Origin of the sequence: Pseudomonas sp. RL_5y_Pfl2_69 (assembly GCF_963970465.1) — a bacterium.
GTDB lineage: Bacteria > Pseudomonadota > Gammaproteobacteria > Pseudomonadales > Pseudomonadaceae > Aquipseudomonas.
The window spans coordinates 108,427-131,556 of record NZ_CAXAOU010000010.1 but is presented as its reverse complement, the minus strand read 5'-3'; the positions used below and the strand labels follow the sequence as shown (position 1 = coordinate 131,556).

At 58.9% G+C, this 23,130-nt stretch carries 23 protein-coding genes; 12 read left to right on the top strand and 11 right to left on the bottom strand.

Going from position 1 to position 23,130, the window contains the following annotated elements:
• The first annotated feature begins 29 nt into the window (after positions 1-29).
• Positions 30-1,313, top strand: a complete 1,284-nt coding sequence (gene hemL / locus AACY07_RS17595) for a glutamate-1-semialdehyde 2,1-aminomutase (protein ID WP_339476426.1) — start codon at positions 30-32, stop codon at positions 1,311-1,313.
• Positions 1,314-1,537: 224 nt separating this feature from the next.
• Positions 1,538-2,086: a tetratricopeptide repeat protein gene (locus tag AACY07_RS17590; RefSeq protein ID WP_019824185.1), complete on the top strand. Its 549-nt coding sequence runs from the start codon at positions 1,538-1,540 to the stop codon at positions 2,084-2,086.
• A gap of 75 nt (positions 2,087-2,161) precedes the next feature.
• Here the strand turns inward: AACY07_RS17590 and AACY07_RS17585 are convergent, their stop codons facing one another.
• The gene (locus AACY07_RS17585; RefSeq protein WP_019411970.1) at positions 2,162-2,488 is read right to left on the bottom strand and encodes a DUF1820 family protein; all 327 of its coding nucleotides are present in this window, start codon (positions 2,486-2,488) and stop codon (positions 2,162-2,164) included.
• Positions 2,489-2,620: 132 nt separating this feature from the next.
• Between AACY07_RS17585 and miaB the strand changes: the two genes are divergently transcribed.
• The 5 genes from miaB (at position 2,621) to lnt (ending at position 8,040) form a co-directional block, all read left to right on the top strand.
• Positions 2,621-3,949, top strand: a complete 1,329-nt coding sequence (miaB, locus tag AACY07_RS17580; RefSeq protein WP_133077005.1) for a tRNA (N6-isopentenyl adenosine(37)-C2)-methylthiotransferase MiaB — start codon at positions 2,621-2,623, stop codon at positions 3,947-3,949.
• Positions 3,950-4,143: 194 nt separating this feature from the next.
• The gene (locus tag AACY07_RS17575; protein WP_019824188.1) at positions 4,144-5,163 is read left to right on the top strand and encodes a PhoH family protein; all 1,020 of its coding nucleotides are present in this window, start codon (positions 4,144-4,146) and stop codon (positions 5,161-5,163) included.
• The gene (gene ybeY / locus AACY07_RS17570; protein ID WP_133077007.1) at positions 5,156-5,617 is read left to right on the top strand and encodes an rRNA maturation RNase YbeY; all 462 of its coding nucleotides are present in this window, start codon (positions 5,156-5,158) and stop codon (positions 5,615-5,617) included. Before AACY07_RS17575 ends, ybeY begins: the two co-directional genes overlap by 8 nt.
• Before the next feature lie 38 nt (positions 5,618-5,655).
• Positions 5,656-6,495 (top strand): HlyC/CorC family transporter, encoded by an 840-nt coding sequence (locus AACY07_RS17565; RefSeq protein ID WP_019824191.1) that lies wholly within the window; start codon positions 5,656-5,658, stop codon positions 6,493-6,495.
• 21 nt (positions 6,496-6,516) lie between these two features.
• Positions 6,517-8,040 (top strand): apolipoprotein N-acyltransferase, encoded by a 1,524-nt coding sequence (gene lnt, locus AACY07_RS17560; protein ID WP_339476421.1) that lies wholly within the window; start codon positions 6,517-6,519, stop codon positions 8,038-8,040.
• A 75-nt stretch (positions 8,041-8,115) separates the two neighbouring features.
• Here lnt and AACY07_RS17555 read toward each other — a convergent pair whose 3' ends face one another.
• Together AACY07_RS17555 and AACY07_RS17550 are read right to left on the bottom strand one after the other, a co-directional pair.
• On the bottom strand, positions 8,116-8,877 hold the full coding sequence (locus AACY07_RS17555) for a YdcF family protein (RefSeq protein WP_339476419.1): 762 nt from the start codon (positions 8,875-8,877) through the stop codon (positions 8,116-8,118).
• 167 nt (positions 8,878-9,044) lie between these two features.
• Positions 9,045-9,329, bottom strand: a complete 285-nt coding sequence (locus AACY07_RS17550; protein WP_133077010.1) for a hypothetical protein — start codon at positions 9,327-9,329, stop codon at positions 9,045-9,047.
• Positions 9,330-9,563: 234 nt separating this feature from the next.
• Between AACY07_RS17550 and leuS the strand changes: the two genes are divergently transcribed.
• From leuS to AACY07_RS17525, 5 genes are all read left to right on the top strand, one after another.
• On the top strand, positions 9,564-12,170 hold the full coding sequence (gene leuS / locus AACY07_RS17545) for a leucine--tRNA ligase (protein ID WP_339476417.1): 2,607 nt from the start codon (positions 9,564-9,566) through the stop codon (positions 12,168-12,170).
• An 89-nt stretch (positions 12,171-12,259) separates the two neighbouring features.
• On the top strand, positions 12,260-12,865 hold the full coding sequence (locus tag AACY07_RS17540) for an LPS-assembly lipoprotein LptE (RefSeq protein WP_339476414.1): 606 nt from the start codon (positions 12,260-12,262) through the stop codon (positions 12,863-12,865).
• Positions 12,866-12,908: 43 nt separating this feature from the next.
• Positions 12,909-13,946, top strand: a complete 1,038-nt coding sequence (gene holA / locus AACY07_RS17535; protein ID WP_219262638.1) for a DNA polymerase III subunit delta — start codon at positions 12,909-12,911, stop codon at positions 13,944-13,946.
• Between the two features lie 87 nt (positions 13,947-14,033).
• Positions 14,034-14,183, top strand: coding sequence for an alternative ribosome rescue factor ArfA (gene arfA / locus AACY07_RS17530; RefSeq protein WP_003444166.1), 150 nt, complete (start codon positions 14,034-14,036; stop codon positions 14,181-14,183).
• A gap of 50 nt (positions 14,184-14,233) precedes the next feature.
• Positions 14,234-15,544 (top strand): lytic murein transglycosylase, encoded by a 1,311-nt coding sequence (locus tag AACY07_RS17525; protein WP_339476410.1) that lies wholly within the window; start codon positions 14,234-14,236, stop codon positions 15,542-15,544.
• Positions 15,545-15,647: 103 nt separating this feature from the next.
• Here the strand turns inward: AACY07_RS17525 and AACY07_RS17520 are convergent, their stop codons facing one another.
• From AACY07_RS17520 to rodA, 8 genes are all read right to left on the bottom strand, one after another.
• Complete coding sequence (locus AACY07_RS17520; protein ID WP_339476408.1) at positions 15,648-16,601, bottom strand: S66 peptidase family protein; 954 nt, start codon at positions 16,599-16,601, stop codon at positions 15,648-15,650.
• A gap of 4 nt (positions 16,602-16,605) precedes the next feature.
• Positions 16,606-17,646: a lipoyl synthase gene (gene lipA, locus AACY07_RS17515; protein WP_133077016.1), complete on the bottom strand. Its 1,041-nt coding sequence runs from the start codon at positions 17,644-17,646 to the stop codon at positions 16,606-16,608.
• A gap of 1 nt (position 17,647) precedes the next feature.
• On the bottom strand, positions 17,648-18,301 hold the full coding sequence (lipB, locus tag AACY07_RS17510) for a lipoyl(octanoyl) transferase LipB (RefSeq protein WP_339476404.1): 654 nt from the start codon (positions 18,299-18,301) through the stop codon (positions 17,648-17,650).
• Positions 18,301-18,576, bottom strand: a complete 276-nt coding sequence (locus tag AACY07_RS17505; protein WP_019824211.1) for a DUF493 domain-containing protein — start codon at positions 18,574-18,576, stop codon at positions 18,301-18,303. Before AACY07_RS17505 ends, lipB begins: the two co-directional genes overlap by 1 nt.
• Before the next feature lie 79 nt (positions 18,577-18,655).
• A complete protein-coding gene (locus AACY07_RS17500; protein ID WP_133077018.1) occupies positions 18,656-19,813 on the bottom strand; it encodes a D-alanyl-D-alanine carboxypeptidase family protein in 1,158 nt (385 codons plus the stop codon).
• 175 nt (positions 19,814-19,988) lie between these two features.
• Positions 19,989-20,978: a septal ring lytic transglycosylase RlpA family protein gene (locus AACY07_RS17495; protein ID WP_219262637.1), complete on the bottom strand. Its 990-nt coding sequence runs from the start codon at positions 20,976-20,978 to the stop codon at positions 19,989-19,991.
• Positions 20,978-21,988: a lytic murein transglycosylase B gene (gene mltB / locus AACY07_RS17490; protein ID WP_339476399.1), complete on the bottom strand. Its 1,011-nt coding sequence runs from the start codon at positions 21,986-21,988 to the stop codon at positions 20,978-20,980. The genes AACY07_RS17495 and mltB overlap by 1 nt, the downstream gene beginning before the upstream one ends.
• A 17-nt stretch (positions 21,989-22,005) precedes the next feature.
• The gene (gene rodA, locus AACY07_RS17485) at positions 22,006-23,109 is read right to left on the bottom strand and encodes a rod shape-determining protein RodA (RefSeq protein ID WP_219262646.1); all 1,104 of its coding nucleotides are present in this window, start codon (positions 23,107-23,109) and stop codon (positions 22,006-22,008) included.
• Between the last annotated feature and the right edge of the window lie 21 nt (positions 23,110-23,130).

The following is a 23,130-nucleotide window of genomic DNA, read 5'->3' as shown; positions in this document are numbered from 1 at the left end:
ACCGAATCCTGATTCAGAGAGAGCCCACCATGTCTCGTTCCGAAACCCTGTTTGCCAATGCCCAGAAACACATCCCCGGCGGCGTGAATTCGCCTGTGCGTGCGTTCAAGAGCGTGGGCGGCACCCCGCTGTTCTTCAAGCATGCTGAAGGCGCCTACGTCACTGACGAAGACGAAAAACGCTACGTGGATTACGTCGGCTCGTGGGGCCCGATGATTCTGGGTCACAGCCACCCGCAAGTACTGGATGCGGTGCGTGCGCAACTGGAACACGGTTTGTCTTACGGTGCTCCGACCGCCATGGAAACCGAAATGGCAGACCTGGTGTGCTCCATCGTGCCGTCGATGGAAATGGTGCGCATGGTCAGCTCCGGCACCGAAGCCACCATGAGCGCCATCCGCCTGGCCCGTGGTTTCACCGGCCGCGACAATATCCTCAAGTTTGAAGGCTGCTACCACGGCCACTCCGACAGCCTGCTGGTCAAGGCTGGCTCAGGCCTGCTGACTCAGGGCGTACCGAGCTCGGCCGGGGTTCCGGCTGACTTTGCCAAACACACCCTGACCACCGCGTTCAACGACATTGAAGCGGTTGAAAAACTATTGGGTGAAGTCGGCGACACCGTGGCCTGCATCATCGTCGAGCCGGTGGCCGGCAACATGAACTGCGTACCGCCTGCGCCAGGTTTCCTGCAAGGCCTGCGCAGCCTGTGCGACAAACACGGCGTGGTGCTGATTTTTGACGAAGTGATGACCGGTTTCCGTGTTGCCCTGGGTGGCGCTCAAGCCCATTACGGCGTCACCCCGGACCTGAGCACCTTCGGCAAGATCATCGGCGGCGGCATGCCGGTTGGCTGCTTCGGCGGCAAACGCGAAATCATGCAGCACATCGCACCACTGGGCCCGGTTTACCAGGCGGGCACTCTGTCCGGCAACCCGCTGGCAATGGCTGCTGGCCTGACCACCTTGCGCCTGATCAGCCGTCCGGGCTTCCACGCCGAGCTGAGCGATTACACCACCCGTTTGCTGGATGGCTTGCAGCAGCGCGCCGACGCGGCAGGCATTCCATTTGTCACCACCCAGGCCGGTGGCATGTTCGGCCTGTACTTCAGCGGCGCCGACGACATCGTCACCTTCGATGATGTGATGGCCAGCGATGCCGATCTGTTCAAGCGTTTCTTCCACCTGATGCTCGACGGTGGCGTGTATCTGGCACCCAGTGCTTTTGAAGCCGGTTTCACCTCGATCGCCCACGGCGAGACCGAGCTGCAACTGACCCTGGATGCTGCAGAGCGTGCATTTGCCGCACTGAAGTGATCCACAAAAACGGCAAGGGTTGATGCCCTTGCCGTTTTTTTATGCCCGTAATGGCATGATCTTTTACCCCGCCCGTCCAAAATCGTCTTAAATCAATGGATATCGCGGTCACGCAGCAGAAAAACGAGTAAAGACTTTGTAAGGTTGCCTCTGCTTATTTCATAATGCGCGCCTACACATCCCACGGTCGGGTTAACCCGCCTTTCAGAGGTACGTCGATTCCCATGAACCGCACCGGCCGCGCCCTTGCACTGGGCTGCCTGTTGCTCCTACAACCGCTGCTTGTCCAGGCAGGCGGTAACTCGTTGTTGATCCCAGCGATGGGTCGCTGCACCCTCAATACTCAGCCTGAAGACCTCGCCGAGGCGCTTGCGGCATGCGTTGAAGCGGCAAAAGCCGGGGATGCAGAAGCCGAATACGAGTTAGGCGAGTTCTATTACGACGGTAAAAACACCCCTCGCGATCTTAATCAGGCACTGAGCTACTTCGAGCAAGCGTCGCTGCAAGGTCACGCCATGGCTCAATTCCAGCTCGGCACCATGTTCTTCAAGGGCGAAGGTGTACCGGCCAATAACATTCAGGCGTATATCGTGCTGAAGATGGCCGCGGTTAACGGCGCCGAAGACGCACTGGACACTGCCGACCTGGTAGCCGAGCAAATGCCTCGCGACCAGCTGGAAACCGCCACCCAGATCCTGGGGCAGATTTTCCGCAAGTACTTGCAGGAACTGCAATCGACCGATGCCCGCTCGCCGTTTTCGCCGCTGCCTTAAATCAAGGCCAGCACAAAGCCTGCAGTCGCAGCCTTAGCCCATCCCGGCAGACGATTCCCGACAGAATAAACGGCCTTACTTTTCCGGCATCGGAAACGGAAACGGCATCACGTTGCTCACGCCACGGGCTTCGCTGATTTTGGGAGTGCCCAAGCGCTCAACCTCGTCGATACGCACAATCGAGTGCATCGGCACAAAACTGCGCACCACACCTTCGAACTGGGCCTTGAGCTTTTCTTCACTCGGGTCGACGACCATTTGCGTGCGCTCACCGAAGACGAATTCCTCAACTTCCAGGAAACCCCACAGATCACTTTGATAGATCTGCTTGGCGTACATTTCGAACACCTGGCCCTGGTTAAGGAAAATCACCTTGTAGATTGGAGCTTCACGTTTGGTCATGGTGGGCGGGTAAGCATCTGGAGGTATAAAAGAGGGCGCGAACTATAGCATAGCCGTCAGACGCACAACGCTAGGAAGCAACGGCTATGACCCCTATAATGCGCGGTTCTTTGAATCACTTGATGAACACCCATGGCCAAGAAGCTTTACATCGAAACCCACGGTTGCCAGATGAATGAGTACGACAGCTCGCGCATGGTCGACCTGCTGGGTGAACATCAGGCCCTGGAAGTCACAGCGCGCGCCGAAGACGCTGATGTCATCCTGCTTAATACCTGTTCGATCCGTGAACGCGCCCAAGACCGCGTGTACTCGCAACTGGGTCGCTGGCGTGAATTGAAACTGGCCAACCCCGACATGGTGATTGCCGTGGGCGGCTGTGTTGCCAGCCAGGAAGGTGCGGCGATTCGCGATCGCGCCCCTTACGTGGATGTGGTATTTGGCCCGCAAACCCTGCATCGCCTGCCAGAAATGATCGACGCTGCGCGCATCACCAAGCTGCCGCAGGTCGACGTGTCGTTCCCCGAGATCGAGAAGTTCGACCATCTGCCAGAACCGCGCATCGACGGCCCAAGCGCCTACGTCTCGGTCATGGAAGGTTGCAGCAAATACTGCACATTCTGCGTGGTGCCTTATACCCGCGGCGAAGAAGTCAGCCGCCCGTTCGATGACGTGCTGGCCGAAGTGATTCACCTGGCCGAAAACGGCGTACGTGAAGTAACCCTGCTCGGCCAGAACGTCAACGGCTACCGCGGCCTGACCGAAGGCGGTCGTTTGGCCGATCTTGCCGAACTGATTCGCGTGGTTGCCGCGATCGACGGGATCGAGCGCATTCGCTACACCACCTCCCACCCGCTGGAGTTCTCCGACAGCCTGATCCAGGCCCACGCCGAAGTCCCGGAGCTGGTCAAACACCTGCACTTGCCGGTGCAATCGGGCTCGGACCGCATCCTGTCGGCCATGAAGCGCAACCACACGGCACTGGAATACAAGTCCAAGCTGCGCAAACTGCGCGCTGCAGTACCGGGTATCTGCATCAGTTCCGACTTTATTGTTGGTTTCCCGGGCGAGACCGAAAAAGACTTCGAACAAACCATGAAGCTGATCGAAGACGTAGGTTTCGACTTCTCCTATTCCTTTGTGTACAGCCAGCGCCCGGGCACCCCGGCAGCAGACCTGACGGACGACACGCCGGAAGAGCGCAAGAAGGAGCGCCTTAACGCGCTGCAACATCGCCTCAACCAGCAGGGTTTTGAGATCAGCCGCCAAATGGTGGGTTCCATCCAGCGGATTCTGGTGACCGACTACTCGAAAAAAGACCCTGGCGAACTGCAGGGCCGCACCGAGAACAACCGGATCGTCAACTTCCGCTGTGACAACCCGCAGTTGATCGGGCAATTCGCCGATGTGCACATCGATGCAGCCCAGCCGCACTCGTTGCGGGGCTCGCTGCTGAACTGACCACACGCAATCAACTTCTGTGGGAGCGGGCTTGCTCGCGATGCATGCAACGCGGTCCGGCTGGACCAGTGCGGTGATGCAATCGCGAGCAAGCCCGCTCCCACATCAAACATTTGGTTAAGTCCTTTCACGCTTGACCTGCTAGCGTTATCCTTAATTCCATCTCAATTGCCTAAGGGCGGCTAAATACGACCTTGAACGCACCCATCGAACCACATCGCTTTCTTCTCGAGCCATTTGAGGCTCGCCGTTTCGCCAATCTGTGCGGGCAATTCGACGAGCATTTGCGCTTGATCGAACAACGCCTGACGATCGAAATCCGCAATCGCGGTAATCAATTCGAGCTGATCGGCGACCCCAAGCTGACCTCTTCCGCAGAACATCTGCTGCGCCGTCTGTACCGTGAAACCAAGGCTTCCGAGCTTTCACCGGACATGGTGCACCTGTTCCTGCAGGAATCTGCCGTCGAAGACCTGGCCAGCAATCCGGTGGCTGAAGCCAGCGTTTCGCTGCGTACCAAAAAGGGCATGATTCGCCCCCGAGGCATCAACCAGCAGCGCTACGTCAAAGAAATCCTGGGGAACGACATCAACTTCGGGATTGGCCCAGCGGGTACGGGTAAAACCTATCTGGCCGTGGCCTGCGCCGTTGATGCCCTGGAACGCGAGCAAATCCGCCGCATCCTGCTGGTGCGCCCGGCCGTTGAGGCCGGCGAAAAACTCGGTTTCCTGCCAGGCGACCTGTCGCAAAAAATCGACCCGTACCTGCGCCCGCTCTACGACGCGCTGTACGAAATGCTGGGCTTTGAATACGTGGCCAAGCTGATCGAGCGCCAGGTGATCGAAGTTGCGCCACTGGCCTACATGCGTGGTCGTACGCTGAACAACAGCTTTATCATTCTCGACGAAAGCCAGAACACCACCGTCGAGCAAATGAAGATGTTCCTGACCCGTATCGGCTTCGGCTCGACCGCCGTGATCACCGGTGACATCACCCAGATCGACCTGCCTAAAGGCACCAAATCAGGGCTGAACCACGTCATTGAAGTGCTCAAGGATGTACCGGGCATCAGCTTTACTCACTTCCAGTCCAAAGACGTCGTGCGCCACCCGCTGGTGCAGCGCATTGTGGAAGCCTACGGGCGCTACGAACAGGAAGCCGCCGACAAGCTGGCCGCACTGCCCGCTGCAAAGGATTACCGTCACGATGCTTGAGCTTGACCTGCAACTGGCCACCGAGGCAGCCGCCCCCACCGAAGCCCAGTTCCGCCAATGGTGTGAACTGGCCCTTCGTCAGCGTACCGCCGATTCGGAAATGACCATTCGCCTGGTAGACGAAGCCGAAGGCCGCGAGCTCAATCACACCTGGCGCCAGAAAGACTACGCCACCAACGTGCTTTCCTTTCCGGCTGACGTGCCTGACGAATTCCTCGATATCCCGTTACTGGGCGATCTGGTGATTTGCGTGGCCGTGGTTGAACGCGAAGCCACCGAACAAGGCAAAAGCCTCGAGGCCCATTGGGCCCACCTGGTGATTCACGGCTGCTTGCATCTTCTGGGTTACGACCATATAGAAGACGAAGAAGCCGAAGAAATGGAAGCACTGGAACGAACGTTGCTTGCTGAACTGGGTCATCCAGACCCGTATGCAGACGACGAAACCGAATAACACCCACTGAAACGACCAAGGGATACGAGTAAATCGCTATGAGCGAAGACCGATCGAGCAACGGGCAAAAGTCATGGTTAGGTAAGCTGACCCAGGCCTTTGCCCATGAGCCGAAAAACCGCCAGGAGCTGCTTGAGCTGCTGCGCGAAGCACACCAGAACAAACTATTGGACAGTGAAGCGCTGGCCATCGTCGAAGGCGCCATTCAGGTGGCTGACCTGCAGGTACGGGACATCATGGTTCCGCGCTCGCAGATGATCAGCATCAAGGCGACCCAGACCCCCCGTGAATTTCTCCCGGCGATCATTGAGGCTGCGCACTCGCGCTACCCGGTGATCGGCGAAAGCCATGACGACGTCCTGGGCGTCCTCCTGGCCAAAGACTTGCTGCCGCTGATCCTTCAGGAGAACGGCGACAAGTTCAACATCAAGGATTTGCTGCGTCCGGCGACGTTTGTCCCTGAGTCCAAGCGTCTGAACGTGTTGCTGCGTGAGTTCCGTGCCAACCACAACCACATGGCCATCGTGATTGACGAATACGGCGGCGTGGCGGGCCTGGTAACGATTGAAGACGTTCTGGAGCAGATCGTCGGCGACATCGAAGACGAGCACGATGTCGAGGAAGACAGCTACATCAAGCCGCTGCCCAGCGGTGACTTCCTGATCAAGGCCCTCACCCCCATCGAGAACTTCAACGAGTTCTTTGACACCGAATTCTCCGACGATGAATTCGACACTGTCGGCGGCCTGGTCATGAGTGCATTCGGGCACTTGCCAAAACGCAACGAAACCACTGAAATCGGTCCTTACCGCTTCCGCATCCTCAATGCGGACAGTCGCCGGATTCATTTGATTCGCCTTACGCCTATCGCCCGCTAAACCTCAACACCAAGGATTGAAATGCGCTGGATAACCTCCCCCGGCTGGCCCGGTAACTTGCTGGCCGTGGTGGCCGGCGCACTGACAACCCTGGCGTTGGCACCTTTCGATATCTGGCCACTGGCACTGGTTGCCCTGGCCATTTTCTATCTTGGCTTGCGTGACCTGTCCCCAAGACAGGCGCTGGGCCGTGGCTGGTGCTACGGTTTTGGTCTGTTTGGCGCCGGCACCAGCTGGATCTACTACAGCATTCACCACTTCGGCGGCGCGTCTGTGCTGCTGGCCGGACTGCTGATGCTGGCGTTCACGGGAGCTATTGCATGGTTCTTCGCCCTCCCCGCCTGGCTCTGGGCACGCTGGATTCGCCGCAACGAAGCGCCACTGGCCGACACATTGGCGTTTGCGGCCCTGTGGGTCGCACAGGAAGCTTTTCGTGGCTGGTTCCTCACCGGTTTCCCCTGGTTGTACTCCGGCTACAGCCAATTGGACGGCCCACTGGCCGGCCTTGCCCCGCTGGGCGGCATGTGGCTGATCTCCTTTACCCTGGCCCTGACCGCAGCACTGCTGTGCAATCTGCCGCGCCTGATCAAGGCCAAACGCAAAGCCTTTGTAGCGGCTGGTTTAGTGTTACTGATCGGTCCGTGGTGCCTCGGCCAGGCACTCAAGCATCACGCCTGGACCAGCCCTTCGGGTGATCCACTGAGCGTCGCGGCCATCCAGGGCAATATCGAACAAAGCATGAAATGGGACCCGGCGCAGCTCAACGCGCAACTGGCCCTGTACCGCGACATGACATTGAGCTCAAAACGCGTTGATCTCATCGTTTGGCCAGAAACCGCCATTCCCGTACTCAAAGAAAACGCTGAAGGCTTCTTGAGCATGATGGGGCGGTTTGCCGCTGATCGAAACTCGGCACTGATTACAGGCGTGCCTATCCGCCAGGAAGTACGTCACGAGCCGCGCTACTTCAACGGTATTACCGCCGTTGGTGAGGGAGACGGTGTTTATCTGAAACAGAAGCTGGTGCCATTTGGCGAATACGTGCCGTTGCAGGATGTCCTGCGCGGCCTGATCGCATTCTTCGACCTGCCGATGTCGGACTTCGCCCGAGGCCCGTCTGATCAGGCCATGCTGCAAGCGAAGGGTTATCAGATCGCGCCGCTTATTTGCTATGAAGTGGTCTACCCGGACTTCGTGGCCAACCTCGCCGCCCAAAGCGATATTTTGCTCACCATCAGTAACGACACCTGGTTCGGCACGTCGATTGGCCCGCTGCAACATTTGCAGATGGCACAAATGCGCGCCCTGGAAGCAGGCCGCTGGATGATCCGGGCAACCAACAATGGCGTAACGGCTCTGATCAATCCGTTCGGCCAGATCACCACTCAGATACCGCAGTTTGAGCAGGGCATCATGTATGGCGAAGTAGTCCCCATGCACAACTTCACGCCTTACCTGCAATGGCGCTCATGGCCGCTGATCATCCTGTGCAGCCTGCTGATTGGCTGGGCACTGATCACCAGCCGGATTGCCAAGACGGTGTAGTGGCTACCAGGCTTGCTCGCGAATGCATCGCGAGCAAGCCCGCTCCCACAAACAGCCAGACGCCCCGCCTCTCAGTTACCGGTAAAAAAGCGGATAGGACATCTGCCCGACCGCTTCATTGATCAACAACCCGGACTGCCAGAACGATTTGTATTCGGGCATCCAGCCCCCCAGAGGCCGAGCGTTGTCAGCACTCAAGAACCCAACGGGGGCGGGTACAACCTCAAACCCGGCCTTTTCAAAGCTCCACACCGAACGCGGCATGTGCCAGCCGTGGGTGACTACGACCACGCGCTTGATACCCAGCGGCAGCAGAATGTCTGCAGTCATTTTGGCGTTTTCCCACGTGGTACGGCTTTGCTCTTCTTTCCAGCGCACGCTCACACCAAAGTCATCACGCAACGAGTCCGCCATCAATTGCGCCTCGCTGGGGGGCGCGCCGTAGTGCAAACCTCCCGTGGTCAGTACCGGCAAACCTGAAGCCTTGGCCAGCCGGGCCGCATATCGCTGGCGTTCCAGGCCTATTCCCGTCGGTTGATCGCTGCCCCATGCCGGGTCTCCCCGCTCACGGCCCGAGCCCAGCACCACGATTGCATCCGCCCGCTGCGCAAGCCTGGACCACTCGCTTTGGGCCAACGGCGGCTCGCTCTCGAGCACCCGCGCACCCCATTCCACCATCACGGGCAAACTCATCAGCCAAAAACCGCCCACGCCCAAGGCGAACAGGACACCCGCCAAACGCGGGCGCGAACGACGCAACCACCAGGCAAGCACCAAGAGGAGTAAAAGAATTCCAGGAGGTAATAGAAGTTGTTTTAAAAAATATCGAATAGGCATCGAGCATCTCCAAAGATGCCCGAAGCCTAAGGGGGTTGAGTGAACGCATCAACAGCGCAGGTGAGAAACCCAAACACAAACGCCTGATGCATCAACCCGGGGTACAACCTTTCTTGATGCGACTTTTTCTGAAGGCCCGGCCTGAATCGTTGAATCGCCGTAAGGCCCTAAGCTCCCTGCACCCTGTCTTTAAGCCAGATGACCTTGGCCTTGGGGGCATCCTGCATGTTCCTGCTGCCTTGCGAGCGTTCAATCGCCTCACGCCCCATCCGATTCAAATAGAGGTTGATCAACTCTAGCTCGGCACGACTCAAGCCTCGCAACTCCAACTCGACTGGACGTTCATCACGTAATTGGACAGCCGTCTTTGCTGAATCAAGAGCCACACTTAAACGATCAATCAGCCGCTCATACACTTGCGATGTTGTTGCGCTGCGTTGCAACTCTGCCATCCGTCCACCTCATTAAAGGAAATGTATCTCCCCCAAAGAGAGCTTAGCTGTGCCTGTAAAACCGGCGTGCTGCCGCGACCAACGGAGTGATGAGGCAATCAGGGTTTCCCTCGATAGAGCGGGGTCATGTATGCTACGGGACTTCCTGTAACCCCTGCTCCAACCTGACCGGGCAACACCAAAGCCGATCTATGTTGAAGAGGATTAGGCCACCCTTTATCAGTACAAGTAGCCATGCACGAACAATATCAGCCCCGTGAAATAGAAGCCGCCGCCCAATCATTCTGGGACAACCAAAAGTCCTTCGAAGTCAGCGAAGATCCAGGTAAAGAGACTTACTACTGCCTGTCGATGTTCCCGTACCCAAGCGGCAAGCTACACATGGGGCACGTGCGTAACTACACCATCGGTGACGTGATCTCCCGTTACCAGCGCATGCTCGGTAAAAACGTCCTGCAACCGATGGGTTGGGACGCCTTCGGCATGCCGGCCGAAAACGCCGCGATGAAAAACAATGTCGCCCCGGCCAAGTGGACTTACGAAAACATCGCCTACATGAAAACCCAGCTGCGCAGCCTGGGCCTGGCAGTGGACTGGTCCCGCGAAATCACGACCTGCCAGCCGGATTACTACCGCTGGGAACAATGGCTGTTCACTCGCCTGTTCGAAAAAGGTGTGATCTACCGTAAAAACGGCACCGTGAACTGGGACCCGCTGGACCAGACCGTTCTGGCCAACGAGCAGGTCATCGACGGCCGCGGCTGGCGTTCGGGCGCGCTGATCGAAAAGCGCGAAATCCCGATGTACTACTTCAAGATCACCGCTTATGCGGATGAACTGCTTGAAAGCCTCGACGACATGCCGGGTTGGCCCGAGCAGGTCAAAACCATGCAGCGTAACTGGATTGGCAAATCCCGCGGCATGGAAGTGCAGTTCCCTTACAACGTCGACTCCATCGGCGAAGCGGGCGCACTCAAGGTCTTCACCACCCGTCCCGACACCCTCATGGGCGCTACCTATGTAGCCGTGGCTGCAGAGCACCCGCTCGCCACTCTGGCTGCACAAGGCAATCCTGAGCTGCAAGCGTTTATCGCTGAATGCAAAGGCGGCAGCGTGGCCGAAGCCGATATGGCGACCCAGGAGAAAAAGGGACTGCCAACCTCGCTGTTCGTTGAGCACCCACTGACCGGTGAAAAGCTCCCGGTATGGGTCGCCAACTATGTATTGATGCATTACGGCGACGGCGCGGTGATGGCCGTTCCAGCACACGACGAGCGTGATTTCGAGTTCGCTACCAAGTACAACCTGCCGATCAAAGCAGTCGTTCGTACCAGCGCAGGCGACGAATCACCTGCTCCGTGGCAAGACGCCTACAACGAACACGGCACGCTGATCAACTCCGGCGAATTTGACGGCCTGGATTTCGACGCGGCATTCGCTGCCATCGAAGCCGCCCTGACCGCCAAAGGCCTTGGCCAGTCGCGTACCCAGTTCCGTCTGCGTGACTGGGGCATCAGCCGCCAGCGCTACTGGGGCTGCCCGATCCCGATCGTGCACTGCGACACCTGCGGTGACGTTCCGGTCCCTGAAGACCAGTTGCCCGTCATCCTGCCAGAAGACGTCGTGCCCGATGGCGCCGGCTCGCCATTGGCGCGCATGCCTGAATTCTATGAGTGCAGCTGCCCTAAATGTGGCGCACCGGCCAAACGCGAAACCGACACGATGGACACCTTCGTCGAGTCCTCGTGGTACTACGCCCGTTACGCGTCCCCGCACTATGAAGGCGGCCTGGTCGAGAAATCGGCGGCTGACCACTGGCTGCCGGTTGACCAGTACATCGGCGGTATCGAACACGCCATCTTGCACCTGCTGTACGCGCGCTTCTTCCACAAGCTGATGCGTGACGAAGGCCTTGTCAGCTCCAACGAGCCGTTCAAGAACCTGCTGACCCAAGGCATGGTGATTGCCGAGACTTACTACCGTCGCGAAGCCAACGGCGCCCTGACCTGGTTCAACCCGGCAGACGTCGAGCTGGAGCGTGACAGCAAAGCCAAGATCATCGGCGCCAAACTGATCAGCGACGGCCTGCCCGTTGAAATCGGTGGCACTGAAAAAATGGCCAAGTCCAAGAACAACGGCGTTGACCCGCAATACATGATCGAGCAATACGGCGCAGACACCTGCCGCCTGTTCATGATGTTTGCCTCGCCACCTGACGCGAGCCTGGAATGGTCCGACTCGGGTGTTGAAGGTTCTCACCGCTTCCTCAAGCGCGTATGGCGCCTGGCCTATGCCCTCGTTGGCCAAGGCCTGCCGGGCACGCTGGACATCGCCGGCCTGAACGACGAACAAAAAGTCATTCGCCGTGCTATCCACCAGGCGATCAAGCAAGCGAGCCAGGACGTCGGCCTGCATCACAAATTCAACACCGCCGTCGCCCAGGTGATGACCGTGATGAACGTGCTTGAAAAAGCACCGCAAGTGACTGAACAAGACCGCGCACTGCTGCAGGAAGGCCTTGAAACGGTTGCACTGGTACTGGCCCCCATCACTCCGCACATCAGCCATGAGTTGTGGAACAAACTGGGCCATGCGGGCGCCATCATCGACGCGCCTTGGCCAACCCTGGATGAAAGCGCACTGATTCAAGACACCCTGCAACTGGTTATCCAGGTCAACGGCAAACTGCGTGGGCATATTGAAATGCCAGCCAGTGCCAGCCGTGAAGACGTTGAAGCCGCAGCCCGCACCAACGAAAACGTACTGCGGTTTACCGAAGGCCTGACGATTCGCAAAGTCATCGTGGTGCCCGGCAAACTGGTCAATATCGTCGCGAGCTAACTGGAACAGGCGCCCGGGCCATGCCCGGGCGCCCAATAAGACCTTCAGGGCCGCCTAGTCGGCCTATCTGGTTTCAAGGGGAGCAACACATGATCAAACGCAACCTGCTGGTGATGGGTCTCGCTATTTTGTTGAGCGCCTGCGGCTTCCAGCTGCGCGGCACCGGCACCAATCAGCTGACGATCACCGAACTCGACGTGAGTGCTCGCAACGCCTATGGCGATACCGTGCGCCAACTGCGTCAGGTACTGGAAAACAGCGGCGTAAAACTGACCGCCAATGCTCCGTACAAAATGGTTCTGACCAGCGAAAAAGAAACTCAGCGCGCCGCCAGCTACTCTGGCAACGGCGGAACCGCCGAGTATCAGCTGACCAACGTGGTGAATTACGAAATCCTGGGTCACAACAATCTGACGCTGCTGAGCAATCGGGTTGAAGCGAACAAGGTTTACCTGCAGGACGGCAGCAACATCGCTGGCTCCACCCAGGAAGGCCAAATGATCCGTAAAGAGATGCGTCGCGACCTCGTACAGCAACTGGTCCTGCGCCTTGAGCAACTGACGCCTGAGCATCTGGAAAAGCTGCAACAGCAGGCCGATGCGAAGGCCAAGGCTGAAGCCGACGCCATCGAAGCTGCACGCAAGGCTCAAGAGGAAACCCCTCAACAGTCGCCTCTCGAACTGCAAAACCAGTAAGGCATACGGGGCGCTCAGGCGCCCCGCTATCGTTATAGCCCCTATGAAACTCGCCCCCGCCCAACTCGCCAAACACTTGCAAGGCAATCTCTCGCCGATCTACATCATCAGCGGCGATGACCCGTTGCTGTGCCAGGAAGCGGCAGACGCCATTCGCAGCACTGCTCGCCAACAAGGTTTTGATGAACGCCAGGTGTTCAGCGCAGACGCCAGCTTTGACTGGGGCACGTTGCTGCAAGCGGGCGCCAGCATGTCGCTGTTCGCCGAAAAGCGCCTGCTGGAACTGCGCCTGCCCTCGGGCAAACCCGGCGACAAAGGCGCCGCGGCACTGATCGAGTACAGCTCACGCCCGGCCGAAGACACCCTGTTGCTGATCAGCCTGCCCAAGCTTGATGGCAGCGCGCAGAAGACCAAGTGGGGCAAGGCGCTTGTCGAGGGACCCCATACCCAGTTCGTTCAGATCTGGCCCGTCGACGCCAACCAGTTGCCTCAATGGATTCGCCAGCGCCTGTCACAGGCAGGCTTGTCTGCCAGCCAGGACGCGGTCGAACTGATTGCCGCAAGGGTTGAGGGCAACCTGCTGGCGGCGGCCCAGGAAATCGAAAAGCTCAAATTGATGGCCGAAGACGGGCAGATCACCGTCGAAACCGTACAGGCTGCGGTGGCTGACAGTGCGCGCTTTGATGTGTTTGGCCTGGTCGATGCCGTACTTAACGGCGAGGCTTCCCACGCCTTGCGCATGCTGGAGGGTTTGCGCGGTGAAGGTGTAGAGCCTCCGGTGATCCTCTGGGCACTGGCCCGTGAACTGCGGGTTCTGGCCAATATTGCGCTGCAATACAGCCAGGGCATTCCTCTGGACAAAGCTTTCAGCCAGGCACGCCCCCCGGTCTGGGACAAGCGTAAGCCGCTGATGAGCAAGGCCTTGCAACGCTACTCGGCACAGCGCTGGGCACAGCTGTTGATGGACGCACAGCGTATCGATGCGCAAATCAAGGGTCAGGCCGCGGGCTCGGCCTGGAACAGCCTGAGTCGTCTGGCACTGCTGATGTGCGGACAACGCTTGAGTCTGCCTGCGGAGTAACCCCTGCTCTCACTCACCCGTGGCTGGACAACCGCAAAATTCTGGCCGATGATTTGCGCTTGTTCACATCAAGCGAGAGTACCTGCCATGAGCAAGCGCCCCAACAAGGCCAAATCCATCGTCGCCCAACCCCTGTTCCGCAGCCGCCAGGAACGCCCCGCCAAAGGCAAAGGCAGCTACCGCCGCGAAGCCTTCCAGTCGAGAGACCGGGAGGCTTTTTACTTTCTGGCTGCCTGACAGCGGGGATGATAAGGTCTGCATCTGATTTGCATTACCTGGACCTGCGCATGCCCTTAAGTCATAAACGTGGTTGGCCGATGCGCCAACTGATCGCTGCTTCCAGCGTCATCCTTTTAGTCGCCTGCGCCGAGAAACCTACCGCAGCCGATGCCCAACCCTTGCCTGTGACGCCTCCCGCCCCAGCGGTGACCACCAGCGCGCCAGGCACCACCGACACACCGTTTGTCCAGCCCGCCCAGAGCTTCAGCGAGTGGCAGGCCAACTTCCGCGTTCAGGCCCTCAAAGCCGGAATCAGCCCGCAGGTGTTCGATAACGCCTTTGCTGGCGTCACACCCGACATGAGCGTGATCAAGGCCGACCGCAGCCAGCCTGAATTCAGCCGCCCTGTCTGGGAATACCTCGACGGCGCCCTGTCACCCTTGCGTGTGCGTAATGGTCAGCGTTTGCTGGAGCAAAACGCCGAGTTGCTGAGCCGCATCGAACAGCGTTATGGCGTCGACCGCCAGGCACTGGTGTCGGTCTGGGGCATGGAGAGCAACTTCGGCTCGTTCCAGGGCAACAAATCCGTCATCCGATCGCTGGCCACCCTGGCCTACGAAGGGCGTCGCCCGGAATTCGCCCAAAGCCAATTGATCTCGGCGCTGAAGATCATTCAGCAAGGTGATATCAGCGCCGACAAAATGCTCGGCTCCTGGGCTGGCGCAATGGGCCAGACCCAGTTCATTCCGACGACCTATGAAACCCACGCCGTGGATTTCGACGGTGACGGTCGTCGTGACATCTGGAACAGCTCGGCCGACGCCCTGGCCTCGACTGCGCATTACCTGCAAAGCTCTGGCTGGAAACAAGGCCAGCCGTGGGGCTTTGAAGTCATGTTGCCTGCCAGCTTTGACTACGCGCTGGCGGATGGCACTGTCAAAAAGAGCGTCGCCGAATGGCAGCAACTGGGGGTATTAGTGCCCGAAAGTTCTGCAGCCGGCTCAGAGCAGTTGAGCGCCACCCTGCTGCTGCCGGCAGGCTACCGTGGCCCGGCGTTCCTGGTGCTGGATAACTTCCGCGCTATCTTGCGCTACAACAATTCATCGTCCTATGCGCTGGCCGTCGGCCTGTTGTCTCAGCGCTTCAACGGGGGCGGAACCATTTTGGCTGCGTGGCCAAAAGATGACCGACCGCTGAGCCGTTCCGAACGCGTAGAGCTGCAAACGCTGCTGAGCCAGCGCAACTACGATGCGGGCAATGCGGATGGCATTATTGGCGCCAATACCCGCAAAGCAATTCGCAGCGCGCAGCAAGCTATGGGTTGGCCAGCAGATGGCTACCCGAGTCACAAGTTGCTGGAGAGTTTGCGTAGCCGCTGAGTCGCGACTCAACCGGTAGGAGCGGGCTTGCTCGCGAGGCTATCAACTCGGTATTTCTGACTAAACGAGTCGATGCAATCGCGAGCAAGCCCGCTCCCACGGCTCAGGTTTTGACTGTGACCACAGCCTGCTCAAGTACCAATAACTGCTGATCAGCATCCAGCCGCACTTGAGCCCCCATCGGCAAGGTCAGGTTTGGATCACAATGCCCGCTGCGCCATCCGGCCAGCACGGGAATGCCAAGCCCACCCAATTCCTGTGTGAGCAACCGCTCCAGCGCCCGTACATCAACCCCAGCCACATCCCCTACAAGGACGCCACGCACCTTGTCGAGCTTGCCTGCCAGACGTAAATGCGTGAGCAGGCGGTCGACCCGGTACAGCGGCTCATTCACGTCTTCGATAAACAGGATGATGCCTTCGCCATCCAGCTCAAACGCCGTCCCGAGGGTGGCGCAGATCATGGATAGATTGCCACCCAGCAAACGGCCACTGGCGCAACCTGGCGCAAGGGTTGTCAGCGGGTAAGCTGCAGGATGCTCCAGCACAGGCAGTTGCTGCCCGCCAAGCATGCGTAGCAGTGAGGATTCTGTCGGCGGTTGCTTGTTGCCCAGCAGGTCGGCGTTCAGCATCGGCCCGTGGAAAGTCACAAAGCCTGCGTAACGTGTAATCGCCAGATGCAGCGCGGTGATATCGCTATACCCCACAAAAGGCTTGGGATGGTTGCGCAGAAGCTCGAAATCGATGCCATCAAGCAAGCGTGGGGAGCCGTAGCCACCGCGCAGGCAAAAAATGCCATCAATGCTGTCATCGGCAAAGGCGTCGTGCAGGTCGCGTAAACGCACGGCATCAGAGCCTGCGAGGTAGCCGTCCTTTTCCCACACGCCCGGAAATACGCGCAACTGATAGCCGCGGTCATGCATCCATTGGGTGGCGAGTTTCAGATCAAGTTCGGCGGGACCGGCCGGGGCGATCAGGGCGATCACCCCACCAGCGGGCAACGCGGGCACCGCGCTGTGGGTCTTGAAAGACACGGGCGCGGTGCTCCGGTTTGTCATGGAATCAGGCACTCACCAGCATGGATTTGACCAGCTTGGCTTGTTCATCCGCGTGATACGAAGAACGTACCAACGGGCCGGATGCCACGTTTTTGAAGCCCATTTTGTAGCCTTCTTCGGCGAACCAGGCGAAAACGTCCGGGTGCACGAAACGCTGTACCGGCAAGTGGTTGCGCGATGGCTGCAAGTACTGACCCAGGGTCAGCATGTCGATGTCGTGTTCGCGCATGCGCTTCATGACTTCGATGACTTCTTCATCCGTCTCGCCCAGACCCAGCATCAGGCCGGACTTGGTCGGGATGTGCGGCATCATCTGCTTGAAGCGCTGGAGCAAGGTCAGCGACCACTGGTAGTCAGAACCAGGGCGGGCGGCCTTGTACAGGCGCGGCACGGTTTCGAGGTTGTGGTTGAACACGTCAGGCGGCTCGGCTGCGGTGATTTCCAGCGCAACGTCCATGCGGCCACGGTAATCCGGCACGAGGGTTTCAAGCAGAACACCCGGCGACAGTTTGCGGATCTCGCGGATGCAATCGGCAAAGTGCTGGGCACCGCCGTCACGCAGGTCGTCGCGGTCTACCGAGGTGATCACCACGTACTTCAGGCGCAGGTCAGCAATGGCGATGGCCAGGCTTTCAGGCTCGTTGACGTCCAGTGGCTTCGGTCGACCGTGCCCCACATCGCAGAACGGGCAGCGGCGGGTGCAGATGTCGCCCATGATCATGAAGGTCGCGGTGCCACCCGAGAAGCACTCGCCCAGGTTCGGGCAGGAAGCTTCTTCGCACACGCTGTGCAGCTTGTGCTTGCGCAGCAATGACTTGATGCGGTCGACTTCAGGCGAAACCGGAATGCGTACACGAATCCAGTCAGGCTTCTTCGGCAGCTCGGTGGTCGGAATGATCTTTACCGGGATACGCGCAACCTTTTCGGCACCGCGCAACTTGACGCCGGTCTCAACCTTGGAACGGGCCTCGCTGGCGCGGGCTGCACGTTCTGAGATATCCAGCGTTGGGATCAGGGTTTGAACAGCGTCTTGCGCAGTAGTCATATCAGTCGATTCCGCCCGTCAGGGTCGTCTGCTCAGCATAGTCGAGGTGTTTGACGAGCTGCACACGCAGCCGGGCACCTACCTCGGCAAATTCAATCGGCCCTGCATGGTCACGCAGCTGGGTCATCGCCAGCCCCGCATAACCACAGGGGTTAATCCGTCGAAACGGTTCCAGGTCCATGTCCACATTCAGGGCCAGACCATGGAAGGAGCAGCCATTGCGGATCCGCAGCCCCAGAGAAGCGATTTTCGCGCCGTCAACATATACACCGGGCGCATCGGGTTTGGCCGCAGCGCTCACGCCATAGCTGGCGAGAAGGTCGATCAGGCACTGCTCCATCCGCGTGACCAGCTCACGCACGCCATAACCCAGCCGACGCACGTCAAGCATCAGGTAAGCAACCAGTTGGCCAGGGCCATGATAGGTCACCTGGCCACCGCGATCCGACTTCACCACCGGGATATCACCCGGTAACAGCAGATGCTCGGCCTTGCCTGCCTGGCCTTGGGTAAACACCGGCGGATGCTGCACCAGCCAGACTTCATCTTGCGTGTCCGGCTCAAGCTTGCGCTCATCGGTGAAGCGCTGCATCGCCAGCCAGGTGCGCTCGTAATCAAGCTGACCCAGTTCGCGAATACCCAAGACCTGCGACATCACAGCACCATGTGTACGAAGCCGGTGGCTCGCAGTTCGCTGTTGATGTTGTAGAGCTGATCCTGGTCTGTTGCCACGATGTGCAACTGGATGGTCGTGTACTTGCCGTTGGTGCTCTGGCGCTCGTCGACACGATCATCGTTGACCGTCGCGTGTTTCTTGACGATGTCGATGATCCTGTCTTTGTTGCCCACACCCGTGTCGCTGATCACCTTAACCGGGTAATCAACGTTGGGGAATTCGATCTTTGGCGCCTTTACTTCGGTATCGGTCATGGCGTATTGGCCTCGTAAGCCTTGAGCTACAGAGATAACCCCGCGCCGTGTAAGCGCGGGGCCATGCAGGTGGGTGCTATCAGTTGAACAGACCGTAGAAGAATAGACGGATGCTGTCCCAAACGCGTCGGAAAATACCGCCTTCCTCAACGGGCTCCAGTGCGATCAGGTCGGCACTGTGCACAACCTTGTCGTCCAGCTTGACCTCAACCTTGCCGATCACATCGCCTTGGGCGATAGGGGCCATCAGTTGCGGGTTCATGGTCATGCTTGCAGCCAGCTTTTTCAATTGGCCTTTAGGCAGAGTCATGGTCAAGTCTTCGGCCAGGCCGGCCTTGACTTGATTGGTGGTGCCTTTCCAGACCGGGGCCTGAGCCAGCTCTACACCCTTCTGATAGAACGTCTGGGTTTCGAAGAAGCGGAAACCGTAGGTCAGCAGTTTCTGTGTTTCGGCAGCACGGGCGACTTCGCTGTTGGTACCAAACACCACGGCAATCAGGCGCTGACCATCACGAACAGCCGACGACACCATGCAGTAGCCTGCTTCGTCGGTGTGACCGGTTTTCAGACCGTCAACGGTCTTGTCACGCCACAGCAACAGGTTGCGGTTAGGCTGCTTGATGCCGTTCCAGAAGAACTCTTTCTGCGAGTAGATCGCGTAGTGAGTCGGGTCTTCGTGAATGATGGCACGGGCCAGCAACGCCATGTCGTGGGCCGACGAGTAATGCTCAGGGTTTGGCAGGCCAGTCGGGTTCATGAAGTGGCTGTTGGACATGCCCAACTCGCCGGCGGTCTTGTTCATCATGTCGGCAAAGGCGTCTTCGCTGCCGGCGATGTGCTCGGACAAGGCCACGCTTGCGTCGTTACCCGACTGAATGATGATGCCGTGCAGCAGGTCGCTGACCGACACTTGAGTGCCGACCTTGATGAACATCCGCGAACCACCGGTACGCCAGGCGTTTTCGCTGACGGTGACAGGATCGTTTTCGCCGATCTGGCCGCGACGGATTTCCAGGGTCGCGATGTAAGCAGTCATCAGCTTGGTGAGGCTGGCTGGCGGCAGACGCTGGTCGCCGTTGTTCTCAACCAGCACGTTACCGCTGCTGGCATCCATCAGAACATAGGACTTGGCTGCAAGTTGTGGCGGCGACGGCATCATCTCGACTGCCCAGGCGGCAGGAGTGACGATCAGCGGTACAAGCAGGCACAGGCGTTTGGCTAAAGTGGTGATGTTCATCCGTCTCTCGAAGTTGTTAATTGAAACTTACCCTCACGGGCAAAACTGTACAGGCAGTCGTATGACTGACTGCCGCGTATTCAGTTGCAGTCCCGGCCCCTGGAAGGGCTTTTATTCTTGACCTCTGCAACTGCGTTTGGGCCCTTGATGCTCCGGCCCAACGCTTTGATCGGTGTTACTGATCCGACGTCACAACGCTTGGCTGACCCAAATTGGCCTGGCGCACGCTGTTTTGCGTTTGCTGTACTTCACCCGCCGAGGCAATGGGCCCCAGGCGCACTCGATGCAAGGTTTGCTGATTGCGCACAATCGAGCTGATGAATACTGGGGTGCTGACCATGCCACTGAGCTTGGAACGAAGCAACTCGGCGGCGTCCGGATTGGCAAAGGCGCCTACCTGCAAATACGTACCCTGACCCTTGGGCAGTGTGCTGACCGGTACCACATCGGCGGCGTGCTGCTGGGCCGGCGGCGTCCATTGCTCAATCTTGCCGGTAGAGACGGTCGGCCCGGTGTTCTGGGCCATTTTCGGCTCATTGAGCATCAAGGGGGCCGGGCGGCCACGCTGGGCCCACCAGGCTTGCGGGTCAATCCCTTCAACCTTGACCCTTGCCGTACCGGTTTCGGCATAGCCCAGTTTCTTGGCGGCAGCGTAGGAGAGGTCGATGATGCGATCCGAATAAAACGGGCCACGGTCGTTGACCCGCAGGACCACGGCCTTGCCGTTATCGAGGTTGGTCACTTTGACGTAGCTGGGCAACGGCAGGGTTTTGTGCGCCGCGCTCATGCCGTACAGGTCATACACTTCGCCATTGGCCGTGTTCTGACCGTGAAACTTGGTGCCGTACCAGGACGCAGTGCCAGAAGCCACATAGGTCTTGGACTCTTGCATCGGAAAGTAGGTCTTGCCCAGCACCGAATACGGCGCGGCCTTGTAAGGACCGCTGTGCAGGGTCGGCGTGGCATCCGGGATACGGGATACGTCGACATCCCACCACGGCGCACCATCTTTATGGGCGCGGTTGATGTCCAGGCCCGGCTTGGAACTGACACCGCCAGAGGTTTGCGGGGTCGTCGAACGGCTGCTGGAGCAGCTCACCACCAGCAACGCCAGGGCGGCGCAGGCAGCGAGTTTCAAAGGTGTGCGGATCGCTAGAAACGGCATTACTTGTTGCCCCGTGCTTGAACCAGCAGGTCGGACAGTTGATGCACTGCCATGGCGTACATCACGCTTCGGTTATAGCGCGTGATCGCATAAAAATTCTTCAGGCCCATCCAGTATTCAGGGCCATTGGCGCCTTCAAGACGGAACGCCGTGACCGGCATATCGTCGGGCAGCGCATCATGACTCGACCAGCCCAGCGCTCGCAACTCCCCGACGGTCTTGACCGGCTCAATGCCCTGGGTCAGACCTTCATCGGCCCGATCACCGGTCACATCGGCGCGAATCACCACCGGCTCACCGGCTACCCAGCCGTGACGCTTGAAGTAGCTGGCAACACTGCCGATGGCATCGTCCGGATTGCTCCAGATATTGATATGGCCATCACCGTCGAAGTCCACGGCATAGGCGCGAAAGCTGCTTGGCATAAACTGCGGCAAGCCCATCGCCCCGGCATAAGAGCCTTTAAGGGTGAGCGGGTCAACTTGCTCTTCGCGGGTCAGCAGCAGGAACTCACGCAGCTCCTTGCGAAAAAACTCGGCGCGCGGCGGGTAATCGAACCCCAGGGTCGACAGCGCATCGATCACCCGGTAGTTGCCGGTGTTGCGGCCATAAAAGGTTTCGACGCCGATGATCGACACAATCACCTGGGCCGGAACCCCGTACTCCTGCTCGGCGCGGGCCAGTACGGCTTCGTGTTCACGCCAAAAATCCACACCACGGGCAACCCGGGCGTCGGTCAGGAACATCGGGCCGTACTCTTTCCACTGTTTAACGCGTTCGGCCGGGCGAGAAATGGCATCGAGGATGCTCTGTTTACGCTCTGCCTCATGGAACACGCCCATCAGTTGCTCGCCGGCAAATCCGTAGTCGCGGGTCATCTCACCGACGAACTCAGCCACCTGGGGCGAGCCTTCGTAGTCACCGGCTACCGCGCCCTGCGCTGCCCCGAACAGACCCAGCAGGCCCACCCATGACGCGTATCGAGCGGCCCAGCCACGCATTGCTTGCATTGAATAATTCACCTTAATCAAACTTGTGCGATCCACTTGCGATGTGTGTGAATCGACATCAAAACCCCAAACGCTGACAACAGCGTCACGAGCGAAGTGCCGCCGTAACTGATAAATGGCAATGGCACGCCCACCACCGGTAGCAAGCCACTGACCATACCGATGTTGACGAAAACATAAACAAAAAACGTCATGGTCAGGCTGCCCGCCAGCAATTTGCCGAACAGGGTCTGCGCCTGGGCCGTGATCACCAGGCCGCGACCAATCAACAGCAAGTAAATCAGCAGTAACGCGCAGATGCCGACCAGGCCGAACTCTTCGCCCATCACCGCAATAATGAAGTCGGTGTGGCTTTCGGGAAGAAAGTCCAGGTGCGACTGGGTGCCCAGCAGCCAGCCCTTGCCAAACACCCCGCCCGAGCCGATGGCGGCCTTGGACTGGATAATGTTCCATCCGGTGCCCAGCGGATCGCTCTCAGGATCGAGGAAGGTCAGAACCCGCTGTTTCTGATAGTCGTGCATCACGAACATCCACATGGCAATCGCCACGGGCACCGTCGCTGCCAGCACGCTGAGGATCCAGCGCCAGCGCAGCCCGCCCATAAACAGCACGAACGCACCGCCCGCCAGTACCAGCAAGGCCGTCCCCAGGTCGGGCTGGCGCACAATCAGGGCAAAGGGCACCCCGATCAGCATCAGGCTGACCGCCACATGCTTGAGTTGCGGTGGCAAGGTCCGCTTGGACAGATACCAGGCGATGGTCGCCGGCATGAGGATTTTCAGGAACTCCGAGGGCTGGAAGCGAATCACACCCGGAATATTGATCCAGCGTGTGGCGCCCATGGCGTTGTGGCCCATGACGTCCACCACCACCAGCAGCAACACGCCAGCCAGATAACCGATCGGTACCCAGCGGGCCATAAAACGCGGTTCAAGCTGAGCGATGATGAACATCGACACCAGCCCGATCCCGAATGAAGTCGCCTGCTTGCTGAGCAAGTCCCAGTTCTTGCCACTGGCCGAATACAGGACAAACAGGCTGCCGGCCGCCAGGGTCAGCAGCAAAATCAGCAGCGGGCCATCCAGGTGCAGACGCTGAAGCAGCGTGGCACGCCGACGCATCACATCCTCGCTGGAGAGGAT